A 14,548-nucleotide genomic window follows, 5' to 3' on the forward strand; every position below is an offset into this window, starting at 1 on the left:
TGAGCGCCATGGTCGACGTGGAGGCGGTGTTCCGCGCGGAGTACGGTCGCGCGGTCGCCGTCCTGACCCGGCTGCTCGGCGACATCGGCCTCGCCGAGGAGGCCGTGCAGGAGGCGTTCACGGTGGCGGTGGCGCGGTGGCCGGAGAGCGGGCCACCGCCCAGCCCGGCCGGTTGGATCATCACCACCGCCCGGAACCGGGCCGTCGACCGCCTGCGGCGCGAGGCCTCCCGCGCCGACCGGCACGCCCAGGCCGCCCTGTTGCACGTGCGCGACGGACCGACCGAGGAGGGGCCGGTGCACGACGACCGGCTCCGCCTGATCTTCACCTGCTGCCATCCGGCGCTCGCCCCCGCCGCCCGGGTCGCGCTGACCCTGCGGCTGCTGGGCGGCCTGGGCACCGTCGAGATCGCCAGGGCGTTCCTGGTCTCCGAGGCGACCATGGCCCAGCGGATCGTGCGCGCCAAGGCCAAGATCCGGGACGCGGGGATCCCGTACCGGGTGCCCGGCGACGCCGACCTGCCGGAGCGGCTCGACGCCGTGCTGGCCGTGCTCTACCTGATCTTCACGGCCGGGCACACCGCCGGCTCCGGCGACCGGCTCGTCCGCGACGACCTGTGCGCCGAGGCGATCCGGCTGGCCCGGCTGCTGGTGGAGCTGATGCCGGACGAGCCGGAGGCGCTGGGCCTGCTGGCGCTGATGCTGCTCACCGAGGCGCGCCGCCCCGCGCGCACCACGGCCGACGGCGCGCTGGTGCCGCTGCCCGCCCAGGACCGCCGCCGGTGGGACGCCGGGCTCGTCGCCGAGGGGCAGGCTCTGGTCCGCCGCTGCCTGCGCCGCGACCGGCCCGGGCCGTACCAGATCCAGGCCGCGATCGCCGCCGTGCACAGCGACGCTCCCGACGCCGCCGGCACCGACTGGGCCCAGATCCTCACGTTGTACGACCAGCTCACCGCGTACGCCCCGGGGCCGGTCGTGGCGCTGAACCGGGCCGTCGCGCTCGCCGAGGTGGCCGGGCCGGCGGCGGGGCTGGCCGCCGTCGAGCGGCTCGACCTGGGCCGCTACCACGTGTTCCACGCGGTCCGGGCCGACCTGCTGCGGCGGCTGGGCCGGGGGCGGGAGGCGACGCAGGCGTACCGGACGGCCGCCGAGCGGACGGACAACGCGGCCGAACGCGCCTTCCTGGCCGCGCGGGCGGCCACCACGCTGCCGGGTGGATGAACGCCGCCTCCTGCGCGTTTGCCCGCTCGGTGGGCCGGGAACCCGGGTCGTCCGGCAGCGCGGCGCCCGGCGCCGCCCGACGAACGGACGCGCAGCGCCCATGACGTACCGTCCGGCACTTGCCACCGCTTCCGACCCGACCACGTTGACGATCGGGGTCGAGGAGGAGTACCTCCTGCTCGACCCGCACACGGGGGAGAGCCTGCCGGTCGCCGACCGGGTGCTCACCGCCCTGTCCGGCAGCGCCCGGGAGCAGAGCCGGCAGGAGTTCCGGCACAGCATGGTGGAGATGGTCACGCCCGTCACCGCCGACCTGGCCGAGCTGCGCGCGCAGCTGGTGGCGCTGCGCCGCTCCGCCGGTGACGCGGCGGAGGCCGCCGGGGCCCGGCTCGTCGCGGTCGGCGCCACGCCCGTGCACGAGCCGCACCGGACGGTGCCGGACAAACCCCGCTACCACGCCATGTCGCGGCGCTTCGGGCCGGTGGCGCACGATCCGGCCGTCTGCGGCTGCCACGTGCACGTCGGGATGGCCGACCGCGAACTGGCCGTGCAGGTCTGCAACCACCTGCGGCCGTGGCTGCCGGTGGTGCAGGCGATCACCGCCAACTCGCCGCTGCACGACGGCCGCGACACCGGGCACGCCAGCTGGCGCTCCATGCAGCTCGAACGCTGGCCCAGCATCGGGCCGACCCCGCACTTCGAGTCGGTCGCCGACTACGACGCGACGGTGACGGAGCTGATCGACGCCGGGATCATGCTCGACGCCGCGATGGTCTACTGGTACGCGCGTCCGTCGTCCGCGTATCCCACCGTGGAGGTGCGGGTGGGTGACGTCTGTCCGGCCGTGGACGACACCGTGCTGGTCGCCGGGCTGGTCCGGGCCCTCGTCGCGACGCTGGCCGACGACGCGCGCGCCGGGGTGCCCGCCCGACGGATCCGGGACTGCCTGGTCTCCGCCGCGCACTGGCGGGCCGCCCACGACGGGCTGGAGGGCGACCTGATCGACCTGCGCGCCGGCGTCGCCCGTCCCGCCTGGGAAATGGTCGGCGAACTCGTCGACACCATCACCCCGGCCCTGGCCCGCCACGGCGACCTCGACTACGTCCGCGAGCAGCTCCTACGGTTGCGCCGCGACGGCAACGGCGCCACCCGGCAACGTCGCGTCATGGCGCGCACCGGCGACGACGTGCGCGCCGTCCTGGACCACCTGGCCGCCGAGACCCGCGCCGGCTGAGCCGCGCCCGTTGCCGCCGTCGCCGCCGGCGGCTGGCGGGCCCCGGCTGCGGAGCAGGCTGGCGCCCGGTTCGCCTGGGAGGGGCCGCCGGTCAGCGGATGTCGTGGGACTGCAACCAGAGTTCCAGCAGGCCGAGCTGCCACAGCTTGTTGCTGCCGGCGGCGGCCTGCGCCCGGTCCGGCTCGGCCAGCAGCTCGTCGACGTACCCGCGGCGGAACAGGCCGCGCTCGCGGGCGGCGGGGGCGGCGAGGGCCTCGGCGACGAGCTGCCGTACCGGCCCGTCGACGTTGCGCAGCGCCGGCACCGGGAAGTAGCCCTTCGGGCGGTCGACCACCTCGACGGGCAGCACCTCGCGGGCCACCGCCTTCAGCACACCCTTGCCGCCGTCGGCCACCTTGTGCTCGGGCGGGCAGGCCGCCGCGAGGGTGACCAGGTCCTGGTCCAGGAACGGCGTACGCACCTCCAGCCCCCACGCCATGCTCATGCTGTCCACCCGCTTGACCGGGTCGTCGGGCAGCATCAGGTGGGTGTCCAGGCGCAGCACCGCGTCCAGCGCCGTCTGCGCGCCCGGCGCGGCCAGGTCCGCCGCCAGCAGTTCGCGACTGGCGTCGCGGTCGCAGGCGTACGCGGGGTCGACCACCCGGTTCAGCTCGGCGTGGTCCCGGTCGAAGAACGCGTCGGCGAAGGCCGCCGTCGCGCCGTCGCGGGGCACTCGCGTGAGGGGTTGGTGGTAGCCGTAGCCGGCGAAGACCTCGTCGGCGCCCTGGCCGGACTGGGCCACCTTCACGTGCCGGGCCACCTGTTCGGAGAGCAGGTGGAAGGCGACCACGTCGTGGCTGCCCATCGGCTCGGTCATGGCGTGCACGGTCCGTCGTACCGCCGGGACCAGGTCCTCGTCGGCGAGCCGGATGCGGTGGTGGTCGGTGCCGAAGGTGCGGGCGACCAGGTCGGAGTAGTGGAACTCGTCGCCGGACTCGCCGCCGCGGCTGTCGAAGCCGATGCTGAACGTCTGGAGGTGGTGCTGCCCGGCCTCGGCCAGCAGCGCCACGATCATGCTGGAGTCCAGGCCGCCGGAGAGCAGCACGCCGACGGGGACGTCGGCGACGAGCCGGCGGCGTACCGCTTCGCGCAACGCCTCCCCGACGGCGGCCCGCCAGTCGGCGGCGTCCATCCCCTCGTGGTCGGGGTGCCGGGCGTAGTCGGGCCGCCAGTAGACGTGCTGGCGGCTGCGCCCGTCGGCCTCGACGACGCGCACGGTGGCCGGGGGCAGCTTGCGCACCCCGCGCAGGACGGTGCGGGGCGCGGGCACGATGGAGTGCCAGGAGAGGTAGTGGTGCAGCGCCACCGGGTCGATCGCGGTGTCCACGTCGCCGGCCCGCAGCAGGGCCGGCAGGGTGGAGGCGAAGCGCAGCCGGCCGGGTGACTCGGCGAGGTAGAGCGGCTTGATGCCGAGCCGGTCGCGGGCCAGCACGAGCCGGCGCCGCCGCCGGTCCACCAGGACGACGGCGAACATGCCGACCAGGTGGTCGACGAAGTGCTCGCCCCACTGCGCGTACGCCACCAGGACGACCTCGGTGTCGCTGGTGGAGTGGAACGTGTGCCCCGCCTCCCGCAGTTCCTCGCGCAGCTGCGGGTAGTTGTAGACGCAGCCGTTGAAGACCAGCGCCAGTCCGAGGTCCTCGCGGACCATCGGCTGGGAGCCGGCCTCGGTGAGGTCGATGACGGTGAGCCGGCGGTGCCCGAGGACCACCCAGCCGTCGTCGAAGAGGCCCTCGCCGTCCGGGCCCCGGGACCGCATCGCCTCGCTCATCCGGGTCACCGCGCCGGTGTCCGGTGCCGAGCCGTCGAACCTGGCCTCGCCGCTGATGCCGCACATCGTCAGCGGCCACCGGACTTCCGGGGCATCGGACCCACCGTCACCACTCCCGTCGGCGTCGCGGCTGCGCCGGGCCGCCCGATCGTGGGGGAGCCCGGTCCCGTCGGCAGGACGGGCGGCTGGGCTACCCGCCGTCGGGGGCGGCAAACCCAGGCAGTGTCCGGTCGCGGCCCCGGGCGGGCCCGGTGGTGGGCTCTTCCGCGCCGGCGAGGGCACCGCGAAGGAGGTCGCGCCCCGGGCGGCGGATCAGTCGCGCAGCGTACGCAGGATGCGGGCGAGCTGTTCCCGGTCGGCGGGTGCCAGGCGGTCGAACAGCTCCTCGGTGGCGGCCCGCCGGGCGGCACGGATGGCGGCGCCGGTGTGCGTACCCTCCTCGGTCGGCGTGACCAGGGTGGCCCGCCGGTCGGCCGGGTCGGGGCGGCGCCGTACGAGCCCACGCGCCTCGAGGTCGTCGACGACCTCGGTGGCCGAGCGCGGGGCGATGCGCAGGTGCTCGGCGAGCACGCTGAGCCGCAGCGCGCCGTGCCGGATCAGCACGCCGAGCGCCCGGGACTGGGCGGGCGTGACGTCCCAGGGCGCGAGCGCCTCGCGGGTGCGGTGGCGCAGCCGCCGGGTCACCGCCCGGAACTCCTCGGCGAGGCTGTCGCTGCCGTCGTCGCTGCCGTCCGTGTCCGCGGTCACGGGAATACCGTACCAGCGGAAGCTGTTGCTCCCTCATGTTGAGGTAACCTCAGCATTGTCGACGTGAGGGAGCATCCCTTGGAACCCATCCCCTCCGGCCGCGACCGCGGCCCCCGCAAGGTCAGCGCCGCCGAGAAGGCGCAGGCCCGCCAGGTGTCCCTGTGGCGCATCGGCACGCTCTTCGCCCGGCACAAGGCGGCGATCGGCGCCGTCACCGCGATCATCGTGGTCTCCTCGGTGCTCGCCATGGCCTCGCCCTTCCTGCTGCGCGCCGTGATCGACCGGGCCCTGCCGGAGCGCGACCTGGCCCTGCTGGTCGCCCTGGTCGCCGGCATGGTCGCCGTCGCCGCCGTGACCTCCGTGCTCGGCGTGGCGCAGACCTGGATCTCCACCCGGGTCGGCCAGCAGGTCATGCACCGGCTGCGCACCGACGTCTTCACCCACCTGCAACGGCAGTCGCTGTCGTTCTTCACCCGCACCCGCACCGGCGAGGTGCAGTCCCGCATCACCAACGACATCGGCGGCATGCAGAGCGTGGTCACCTCGACCGCCACCGCCATCGCGGCCAACCTGACCACCGTGGTCGCCACCGCGGCGGCGATGGTCGCGCTCTCCTGGCGGCTCTCCCTGGTCTCCCTCGTCGTGCTGCCGCCGGCCATCTGGCTGACCCGCAGGGTCGCCCACCTGCGTCGCGAGATCACCGCGCAGCGCCAGCGCGAACTCGCCGACCTCAACGTCACCGTCGAGGAGGGGCTGTCGGTCAGCGGGGTGCAACTCGCCAAGACCCTCGGCACCGGCCCCGCCCTGGCCGCGCGCTTCGCCGCCTCGTCGGCCCGCCTGGTCGACCTGGAACTGCGCTCCGAACTCGCCGGCCGCTGGCGGATGGCCACGATGAGCATCGTCTTCGCCGCCATCCCGGCGGTCATCTACCTCAGCGCCGGGCTGCCCGGCGCCGCCGGCACGCTCAGCATCGGCACCCTGGTCGCCTTCACCGCGTTGCAGGGCGGGCTGTTCCGCCCGCTGATGGGCCTGCTCAACGTGGGCGTCTCGGTGACCGCCTCGCTGGCGCTGTTCGCCAGGATCTTCGAGTACCTGGACCTGCCCGTCGAGGTGGACGACCCCGCCGAGCCGGCCGACGTCGACCCCCGCCGGGTCCGAGGCCGCCTGCGCCTGACCGACGTCACCTTCCGCTACCCGGGCAGCGACACCGCCGCCGTCGCCGGGATCACCCTCGACGTGCCGGCCGGCACCAGCCTGGCCCTGGTCGGCGAGACCGGCTCCGGCAAGAGCACCCTGGCCGCGCTCGTCAGCCGGCTGCACGACCCGACGAGCGGCCGGATCACCGTCGACGGCGTCGACCTGCGCGACCTGCGCCTGGCCGACCTGGCCGCGATCGTCGGCGTGGTCAGCCAGGAGACGTACCTGCTGCACACCACCGTGCGGGAGAACCTGCGCTACGCCCGCCCCGACGCCACCGACGCCGAGATCGAGGCAGCCGCCCGCGCCGCCCAGATCCACGACCTGCTCGCCGGGCTGCCCGACGGGTACGACACGGTCGTCGGCTCCCGGGGGCACCGCTTCTCCGGCGGCGAGAAGCAGCGCCTCGCCATCGCCCGTACGCTGCTGCGCGACCCGCGCATCCTGATCCTCGACGAGGCCACCAGCGCGCTCGACACCGAGACCGAACGCGCCGTGCAGCGGGCGTTCGACGAGGTGGCCCGGGGGCGTACCACCATCACCATCGCCCACCGGCTCTCCACGGTGCGGGGCGCGGACCAGATCGCCGTGCTCGACCACGGCCGGATCGTCGAGTCCGGCAGCCACGACGGACTGCTGGAGCGCGCCGGCCGCTACGCCACGCTGGCCGCCTGACGACTCGTCGCGAGTCTCAGAACCGTCGCATAATCCGTCTCATTATTCTGCGACGGTCGGGTCGAGGTGGCGGTAGACGGTGGCCCGCGAGACCCCGAGCGCGGCGGCGATCTCGTCGGCCGAGTGGCTGCCCTCGGCGTGCATCCGCCGGGCCGCCGCCACCTGCTCCGCACCCATCGCCCGCGGCCGCCCGGGCCGCCGCCGGCCCCTCACCGCACCGCCTCCGGAGGTCGGCGCACCCGCGCCGTCGCCGGGGCGCGGCACACCCGGGCCGTCGCCGGACGTGGTGCCCGTGCCGTCGCCGGTCTCCGCGCCCGCGCCGCTGGTCGGGTCGGTGCCCGCCGGGTCGCCGAGCAGCCGGCGTACGCCGTCGAGCATGTCGGCGCGCAGCACCTCGTCCGGCACGTCGGTGAAGAAGACGATCGGGTCGCTGCACGCGGCGACCGCCTGCACCGCCCGTACCCGCTCCCGGCGCCCGGCGTCGGGCCCGGCGATCAGGTCGTTGGCGCGCAGGGCGATCCGGATCAGGCGGTGGTAGGTGTCGCCCCGACCGACGAGCGCGATGTCGTGGAAGAGCATGCCGAGTGGACGGCGGTGGCCCAGGATGATGTCCACCCAGCCCTCCAGTACCGTCCACCGGGCCCGCTCGGCCGGCCCCGCCTCGGCCGTGTCGAGCAGCGCCTCGAAATCGGCGACCAGCGGCTCGACCAGGGCGGTGAGCAGGTGCTCCTTGGCGGGGAAGTGGTAGAGGATCGCCGCCTTGGTCAGCCGCAGCCGCTCGGCGATCTGGCGCAGCGAGGTGCGCTGGTAGCCGTGCTCGGCGAACAGGTCGAGCGCGGCGCGCAGGATCCGGGTGCGCGTGTCGTCGGGCGCCTCGGCGGTCATGGCGGCAAGCGTAGCCGCGCCCTGACCGCCGGGAGGCGGCACCATTGATTCGACTGACCATCGGTCAGTACAGTGTGGTCGTCGGCAGGCCTGCCTCGATCCGGTCGCGCAGGTCGGCACCGCCAGCGGCAGGAGGGGTCCATGCCCGTCATCTCCATCGACGACCTGGTCAAGACGTTCGGCAGCGTCCGGGCGCTCGACGGACTCGCGCTGAAGGTCGGGGCGGGGGAGGTGCACGGCTTCCTCGGCCCCAACGGCTCGGGCAAGTCCACCACGATCCGCGTCCTGCTCGGCCTGCTGCGCCGCGACGCGGGCGACGTACGGGTCTTCGACGCCGACCCCTGGCGCGACGCGGTGGCCCTGCACCGCCGGCTGGCGTACGTGCCCGGCGACGTGAACCTGTGGCCGAACCTGTCCGGCGGCGAGGCGATCGACCTCTTCGGGCAGCTGCGCGGTGGCCTCGACCGGCGTCGCCGCGACGACCTGCTGGAGCGCTTCGACCTCGACCCGACGCGCAAGTGCCGCACCTACTCGAAGGGCAACCGGCAGAAGGTCGCCATCGTCGCCGCCCTCGCCTCGGACGTCGAGCTCTACGTGCTCGACGAGCCGACCTCCGGGCTCGATCCGCTGATGGAGGCCGTGTTCCAGGACGAGGTCCGCCAGCTCAAGCGCGAGGGCGCGACCGTCCTGCTCTCCAGCCACGTGCTGGCCGAGGTCGAGGCGCTCTGCGACCGGGTCAGCATCATCCGCGAGGGGCGCACCGTCGAGTCCGGCACCCTCGCCGAGCTGCGCCATCTCACGCGTACGGCCGTCGCGGTCGAGACCGCGCGACCGGCGACGGGCCTGGCCGCGCTGCCCGGCGTCCACGACGTGCGTGAGGTCGACGGGCGTACCCACCTGGAGGTCGAGCCCGCCCACCTCGACGATCTGCTCGGGCACCTGGTGCGTTTCGGCGTCCGGGCGCTGACCAGCGCCCCGCCCACCCTTGAGGAGCTGTTCCTGCGCCACTACGGCGACGAACGCGCCACCGTCGCCGCCGGATCCTCCGGGTCGGTGGCCGGCCCGACTGACGGTGCCGGCCCGACTGACGGTGCCGGCCCGAATGAAGGTGCCGGCCGCGACGGGCCGGGTGCTGGCGACGGTCCGGGTGCCGGCCGGCCGGAGGGCGTCCGGTGAGCGCGTTCACCGGCACCGGGCGACTCGCCCGGCTCGTGCTGCGCCGCGACCGGGTCCGGCTGGCGATCTGGGTGCTCGGCACGCCTCTGCTCGGCTACGCCCTCGCCGGCAGCGTCAAGGAGTTCTACCCCGACGAGGCGGCCCGCGTCGGCTACGCCAGCACGTCGGCGTCCAGCCTGGTCGCCCGCGCCTTCAACGGCCCGATCGCCGGCACCGACCTCGGCGCGGTCGTGGTCGCCGAGACGTACGTGACGCTGGCCCTGCTCGCCGCCCTGCTGAGCACCTTCGCGGTCGTCCGGCACACCCGGCAGAACGAGGAGACGGGCCGGGCGGAACTGCTCGGCGCCTCCGTCGTCGGCCGGTACGCGCTGCTCACCGCCGCGCTGCTGGTGGTCGTCGCGGCGAACGTGGCCGCCGCCGCCCTGCTCGCCGCCGCGCTGGCCGGTGCCGGCCTGCCGCTCGCCGGGTCGGTCGCCGCGGCCGCCGCCATCGGGGGCGTCGGGGTGGCCTTCACCGGCGTCGCCGCCGTCACCGCCCAGCTGTCGGTCACCTCCCGGGGCGCCAACGCGCTCGCCGCCGCCGCGGTCGGGATCTCCTTCCTGCTCCGCGCGGCCGGTGACGTACTGGGCGAGCAGGTCGACGGCGGGCTGCGGGTGGTCAGCGCCTGGCCGTCCTGGCTCTCCCCGCTCGGCTGGGGCAACCAGGTGCGGGCCTTCGGCGGCGAACGCTGGTGGACGCTGGCGCTGCCCGTCGCGCTGCTGGTCGCCGGGGTGGCGCTCGCGTACGCCCTCGCCGAGCGGCGGGACGTCGGGGCCGGGCTCGTCGCGCCCCGGCGCGGGCCGGCCACAGCCGTACCCGGTCTGCTCAGCCCCGCCGGGCTGGCCTGGCGGCTGCAGCGCGGGGCGCTGCTCGGCTGGGCGGTCGGGGTGGCGGTGCTCGGGTTCTCGATGGGCATCGCCGGCGACGAGTTCAACGCCATGATCGAGGAGAACCCGGCCGCCGCCGAGGCCATCAGCGCGATGGGCGGCGGCGCACGATTGATCGACGCGTACCTGGCGGCGATGCTGGGGCTGTTCGCGCTGACCATCGGCGCGTACGTCGTGCAGGCGCTGCTGCGTACGCGCAACGACGAGAGCGACGGGCCGCTGGAGGCGGTGCTGGCCACGGCGGTCAGCCGCACCCGTTGGCTGACGACACAGGTGCTCGCGGCGACGCTCGGCGCGCTCGCCCTGGTGCTGGTGGGCGGGCTCACCACCGGGCTCGGCTACGGTCTGGTCGCCGGCGATCCCCTCGGCCGGGCGGTCGAGCTGGGCGGGGCGGCACTGGTGCGACTGCCGGCCCTGCTCGTGGTCGCGGGGGTGGTGACCGCGCTGTTCGGCCTACTGCCGCGCTGGTCGGTGGCGCTGTCCTGGGCGGCGCTGATCGCGTTCCTGCTGCTCGGGCAGTTGGGCGCGGTGCTCGACCTGCCGCAGGCGGCGCTGAACCTGTCGCCGTACACCCACGTGCCGCCGGCCCCGGCGGCCGACCCGGCGGTGCTGCCGCTGGTCGTGCTGACGGCGGTGGCGGGGGTGCTGCTCGCGGCCGGCATGGCCGGCTTCCGCCGCCGCGACGTCCCGAGCTGACGGAAGGTCACGGTCCTCCCCGCACCGGACTGCGACGGCAGGCACGTGTCAGGGCGCGGCGAGAGGTTCCCGCGATCCGCTGTCGAGAAGCGCGCTCACCCGTGTGATCGCGTCGTCGATCATCGTGCGGTACGCGTCGTCCGGCAGCTCGGCGACGAGCGGCGTCGCGATCGCCAGGTGGTCGCGGGCGCGGGCGGCGTCGCCGGCACGGCGGTACCCGTCGGCGAGGTTGAGGTGCAGCGACGGCAGGAGGGCCCGGACCCGCAACGACGCGTCGTGCCGCCGCACGCGCTCGTCGCTGAGGTCCGCGACGGCGGCCAGCGCCCGGCGGTCCCACGCCACCTCGTCCGCGACCGAGTCCTGAAGGTCGGCCAGGTGGTGCGCGACGGTGCAGCGGTGCAGCGCGTCCCCGGTGTCGCCGACCCGGTCCCAGAGTTCGGTCAGGGCCAGGCGTGCGGCGGTACGGTCGCCGGCCGTACCCAGTTCCAGGGCGCGGCCGAGGTGCGCCATGACGTCGTCGGCGTCGTTCGTGTCCACCATGCTCCTCGCGGTCAGGGCCGGGCAGCCGGCTGTCGGGTCTCCGCGATACATGCTCGGGGCTCGACCGACTCGAGGGTCAAGCCTGCACGGCGCCACCCTCGGCTGCCCGCTCGCCCTGCTACCCGAGTGGTCCCGCGGCGAAGCCCGCTTGCCGGTGACTGGCAGGCTCCAGGTATGGGAAGCATCGTCACGCAGTTGCCCGCCCTCATCGGTGTGCTGGTCGGCACGATCGGCACGATCGTCGCCACCTCCCTCGCCGACCGCACCCGGTGGAAGCGGAACCAGTCCGTCCGCTGGGACGACCGGCGGCTCGACGCGTACGTCGAGTTCGCGCGGGTGATCAAGGAGATCCACGCCGTCGCCAACCGCATGCTCGTGGACGAGCGACCCCACTCGCGCGGGCACCGGATGGACCGGGAAGAAGGCCTCACCCGCCTGGCCGACGCGGACGTCCGGCACACGTTGGCCTGGGAGAGCCTCCTGCTGCTCGGGGACGCCTCGACCGTGTCGGCGGCCCGCGAGTGGCGGGACGCCGTCTGGCAGATCGAGCGGGTGGCCCGTGGACTCGACCCGGGCGACGACCACGATCTCGCCGACCTGCTGCACCGGGCCAACGAGGCGCGCGACCTCTTCTACCGCGCGGCCCGTGGCGGCCTCGGCGTCCGTGGCGGCTCGGTCGCCCAGGCGGTGGTGCTCGAAGCGAGGCTGGACGAGATCCGGGCGGGCAGGGCGTCACGGCAGACGCCGGAGGCGTCCGGACAGGCCCTGATCGGGCGCTGAGCGCGACCGGAGACCCGTCCGACCCGGCTGTTGACGGGCCCGTACAGCCCGGCGCGGCGGGAGCCGCCCCGCACCGAGCCGACCTCCCGAACACGTCCTTGCCCCCGACGCCCAGCACCCGATGGGGGACGTGACCGGGGTGCCGTTCGACGCGGCCGAGGCGGGCGGCGGTCGCCGAGGACCTTGCGGGCCGGAGACCTTGCGGGGCGGTTGACCGTGCGGGCCGAGGCCCTTGCGGGGCGGTGGACGGTCATCAGGGTCGCACTTCGCGTACGGACGCGCTCCGATCCGACGTCAGCCGGGGTAGCGGGTCCGCCAGTGTGGATCGGTCGGTGGGAAGTACTCGCCTCCCGACGGGCTGTCGTGCAACTCGGTGACGAGGTCGCGGGCCAGCGTGTCGGCCGTCCACGCCAGCTCCAACCGGGACAGCCAGTCGACCGGGAGCGCGTCCGGCCCGTGCGCCGTACCCAGCAGGGCACCGGCCACCGTCACGGCGTGCCCGCCGTCGCCGGCCGAGGCGGCGAAGAGGAGCGCCTCGCGTACCGCCTCGCGGCCCGGGAAGCAGGCGACGGCGTAGACGCCGCCCGCCAGCGCGGAGACCGCCCGGGCATCGGGAGCCAGCCGGGTCAGCTCGTGGACAGAGGGCGCACCCGACCCGGCAGCGGCGAGAGCCGGAACCAGGGACCGCTGCGCCACCTCGGAGAAGTCTCCCGGATCCGACGCCACGCTCACCAGGGCCTCGACGAGTGGGCGTCCCGCAGCGAGCAGACGGATCACGGCACCCGCCAGCCCGGCGACGCCGACGGCGTCACCCGCGTGCGTGAGGGCGGCCATCTCCGCCGCGTCGCACGGGTAGAGGCTGACCGGCAGGGTCCGGGTGAGCGCGTGCGCCCCGGTGCTCGTACCGCTGGGATCGTCGATCGTGCCCATCTTGCGTCGCTGGAGTGCGGCCACCGTCGCCGGCGCCGACCCGCGCCGCTCGGCCAGCGCCGGCACCCGCACCAGCCAGCCTCGCGGCCCGTTGCCGTCGTTGCCGATCTCGAAGCCGGGTACGCCCTGGATCGTGGCCCAGCTCCGGTACGACTCCCACACCATGCTCGGCGGATGACAGATGCCCCGGTGCCGGTGCCGCACGTGGGCGCGGATCAGGCCGTCGATGGTGAAGCAGGCGAGCTGCCCGGCGCTGGAAGCCCGCAGCGGCCCGGACTCCGGCACCGAGCCGCCCGTCGCGCCGACGGCGTCCCCGAGCATCAACCCGAGCACACAACCCCGAGCGCTGGCGAGTTGCTCCGCCGTCACCTTGGTCACGCCGTGCAGCATATTCGCGAACGCTGGTTCCCCATGATCGTTGGCAGCTGGACGAGTCGACACGCCGCGAATCGAGCAGCTCAACTGTCAACGATCAGGATCCGCCATAGCAGGTGGCGAGAGGCGGTGGGGTGTTGTCCACAGCGGAGAGCCTGTCCACAGGGGAGCGAGCGGGCGGTTGCGCGGGAAAGGCTAGGGGCGGAACGGTCGTGACGTGGATGTGGTGCTTCGAGAGTTGGTGGAGCGTGGCGGCGGGCTGGTGACCCGGACGACGGCATTGCAGGTGGTGCCCGAGTGGACGTTGCAGCGGGCATGCGGTCGCGGTGATCTGGTGCGGGTACTGCCCGGGGTGTTCGCGGCGGCACACCTGCTGCAAGACGCACCTGGCAACCACGCCCCCGTCAATGGCCGCCCCACTCCGGCCGATGGCCGCCTCGCTGCCGCCGACGGCACCGATGCTTCCGCCGTGAGTCGCATCGCTCCGGCCGTCAGCCGGCTCGCTCCCGCTCTCGGCCATCGTGCCGCTCTCGCGTGGGCTGACGGTCGAGGCGCGCTCAGCCACCTCAGCGCACTCGAGGTGTGGGCGTTGCGTCGGCAGGTGACCGGCGATGTGCTCCATGTGAGCACGCCGGCCGGCGCCAGCCTGCGTACCCGGCCCGGACTGGTCGTGCATCGACGCGAGGCCTTCGCGGTCGAACCGCCGCAGGTGGTGCTCCGGCGCGGGCTGCTGGTGACCCGCATCGAGCAGACCCTGGTCGACTCGTGGCCGCTCCTGCCGTCCGCCGAGCGGCGCGCGCCGGTGATCCGGGCGGTCAACGATCGACTCACCACGCCTGAGCGGTTGGCGGTGGCCCTGAGTAGCGCGCCGAGATTGTACGACCGGGCAGCGCTGCGGACGCTGCTGACGAGGCTCGCCGAGGGCTGCCGCAGCCCGCTGGAGATCTGGGGGCACGAACGCGTCTTCACCGGTCCGCAGATGCCGGCGTTCCGTCGTCAGGTACGGATACGTGTCGGGCTGCGGACCACGTATCTCGACCTGTTCGCCGAGCGGGAGCAGGTCAACATCGAACTCGACGGTGCCACGACACATGCCGACCCGCGCCAGCGGGAGATCGACCTGCGTCGTGACGCGCTGCTGGCGACCATCGGGATCCTGGTGGTCCGCTTCGCCCACCGTCGTCTGTTCCACGAGCCGGACGACGTACGCCGGGAGACCCTGGCCATCCTGACGAGCCGCCGGCCGAACACGAGCGCTTGACGAGACACGAGCGCCTGACGAGCCATCGGCCGAACACGAGCGCCTGACGAGTCACCGGCCGAACACGAGCGCTTGACGAGACACGAGCGCCTGACG

Annotated in this window: 11 protein-coding genes and 1 pseudogene; 7 read left to right on the forward strand and 5 right to left on the reverse strand. The window is 74.5% G+C overall.

The genetic code is table 11. The features are described 5' to 3' along the window. The first annotated feature begins 8 nt into the window (after nt 1-8). Complete coding sequence (locus tag ACGFIG_RS25425; protein WP_393007393.1) at nt 9-1,220, forward strand: RNA polymerase sigma factor; 1,212 nt, start codon at nt 9-11, stop codon at nt 1,218-1,220. Nucleotides 1,221-1,320: 100 nt separating this feature from the next. Next, entirely contained in the window at nt 1,321-2,454 is a 1,134-nt protein-coding gene (locus ACGFIG_RS25430; RefSeq protein ID WP_393006923.1) for a glutamate--cysteine ligase, read from the forward strand. Between the two features lie 91 nt (nt 2,455-2,545). Here ACGFIG_RS25430 and ACGFIG_RS25435 read toward each other — a convergent pair whose 3' ends face one another. Together ACGFIG_RS25435 and ACGFIG_RS25440 are read right to left on the reverse strand one after the other, a co-directional pair. Further along, a complete protein-coding gene (locus ACGFIG_RS25435) occupies nt 2,546-4,330 on the reverse strand; it encodes an N-acetylglutaminylglutamine amidotransferase (protein ID WP_393006925.1) in 1,785 nt (594 codons plus the stop codon). A gap of 246 nt (nt 4,331-4,576) precedes the next feature. Next, complete coding sequence (locus tag ACGFIG_RS25440; protein WP_393006927.1) at nt 4,577-5,011, reverse strand: MarR family winged helix-turn-helix transcriptional regulator; 435 nt, start codon at nt 5,009-5,011, stop codon at nt 4,577-4,579. A 78-nt stretch (nt 5,012-5,089) separates the two neighbouring features. Here ACGFIG_RS25440 and ACGFIG_RS25445 point away from each other — a divergent pair, with 78 nt between their 5' ends. Continuing rightward, nucleotides 5,090-6,883, forward strand: coding sequence for an ABC transporter ATP-binding protein (locus tag ACGFIG_RS25445; RefSeq protein WP_393006929.1), 1,794 nt, complete (start codon nt 5,090-5,092; stop codon nt 6,881-6,883). A gap of 42 nt (nt 6,884-6,925) precedes the next feature. Here the strand turns inward: ACGFIG_RS25445 and ACGFIG_RS25450 are convergent, their stop codons facing one another. Then, nucleotides 6,926-7,768, reverse strand: coding sequence for a TetR family transcriptional regulator (locus tag ACGFIG_RS25450; RefSeq protein ID WP_393006931.1), 843 nt, complete (start codon nt 7,766-7,768; stop codon nt 6,926-6,928). A 141-nt stretch (nt 7,769-7,909) separates the two neighbouring features. On the opposite strand from ACGFIG_RS25450, the pseudogene ACGFIG_RS25455 reads away from it, so the two are divergent. Beyond that, nucleotides 7,910-8,821, forward strand: a pseudogene (locus ACGFIG_RS25455) (ATP-binding cassette domain-containing protein); the annotation flags it as partial. A gap of 119 nt (nt 8,822-8,940) precedes the next feature. Further along, nucleotides 8,941-10,566, forward strand: a complete 1,626-nt coding sequence (locus tag ACGFIG_RS25460; protein WP_393006933.1) for an ABC transporter permease — start codon at nt 8,941-8,943, stop codon at nt 10,564-10,566. A 48-nt stretch (nt 10,567-10,614) separates the two neighbouring features. On the opposite strand, the gene ACGFIG_RS25465 is transcribed toward ACGFIG_RS25460, so the two are convergent. Continuing rightward, a complete protein-coding gene (locus tag ACGFIG_RS25465) occupies nt 10,615-11,076 on the reverse strand; it encodes a hypothetical protein (RefSeq protein WP_393007395.1) in 462 nt (153 codons plus the stop codon). Nucleotides 11,077-11,280: 204 nt separating this feature from the next. Between ACGFIG_RS25465 and ACGFIG_RS25470 the strand changes: the two genes are divergently transcribed. Further along, nucleotides 11,281-11,886 carry a hypothetical protein gene (locus ACGFIG_RS25470; RefSeq protein WP_393006935.1) on the forward strand — a complete coding sequence of 202 codons (606 nt, stop codon included), beginning with the start codon at nt 11,281-11,283 and terminating at the stop codon, nt 11,884-11,886. 294 nt (nt 11,887-12,180) lie between these two features. Here ACGFIG_RS25470 and ACGFIG_RS25475 read toward each other — a convergent pair whose 3' ends face one another. Further along, nucleotides 12,181-13,194 (reverse strand): ADP-ribosylglycohydrolase family protein, encoded by a 1,014-nt coding sequence (locus tag ACGFIG_RS25475; RefSeq protein ID WP_393006937.1) that lies wholly within the window; start codon nt 13,192-13,194, stop codon nt 12,181-12,183. Nucleotides 13,195-13,813: 619 nt separating this feature from the next. Between ACGFIG_RS25475 and ACGFIG_RS25480 the strand changes: the two genes are divergently transcribed. Then, a complete protein-coding gene (locus ACGFIG_RS25480; RefSeq protein WP_393006939.1) occupies nt 13,814-14,452 on the forward strand; it encodes a DUF559 domain-containing protein in 639 nt (212 codons plus the stop codon). Nucleotides 14,453-14,548 lie beyond the last annotated feature (96 nt).

This window comes from Micromonospora sp. NPDC049048, assembly GCF_043197615.1.
Classification (GTDB): domain Bacteria; phylum Actinomycetota; class Actinomycetes; order Mycobacteriales; family Micromonosporaceae; genus Micromonospora.

Bases quoted from the DNA above. Each gene is read 5' to 3' on its own strand.
- ACGFIG_RS25435 (WP_393006925.1), bottom strand. From the start codon at position 4,330: ATGTGCGGCATCAGCGGCGAGGCCAGGTTCGACGGCTCGGCACCGGAC.
- ACGFIG_RS25450 (WP_393006931.1), bottom strand. From the start codon at position 7,768: ATGACCGCCGAGGCGCCCGACGACACGCGCACCCGGATCCTGCGCGCC.
- ACGFIG_RS25470 (WP_393006935.1), top strand. From the start codon at position 11,281: ATGGGAAGCATCGTCACGCAGTTGCCCGCCCTCATCGGTGTGCTGGTC.
- ACGFIG_RS25465 (WP_393007395.1), bottom strand. From the start codon at position 11,076: ATGGCGCACCTCGGCCGCGCCCTGGAACTGGGTACGGCCGGCGACCGT.
- ACGFIG_RS25430 (WP_393006923.1), top strand. From the start codon at position 1,321: ATGACGTACCGTCCGGCACTTGCCACCGCTTCCGACCCGACCACGTTG.
- ACGFIG_RS25425 (WP_393007393.1), top strand. From the start codon at position 9: ATGGTCGACGTGGAGGCGGTGTTCCGCGCGGAGTACGGTCGCGCGGTC.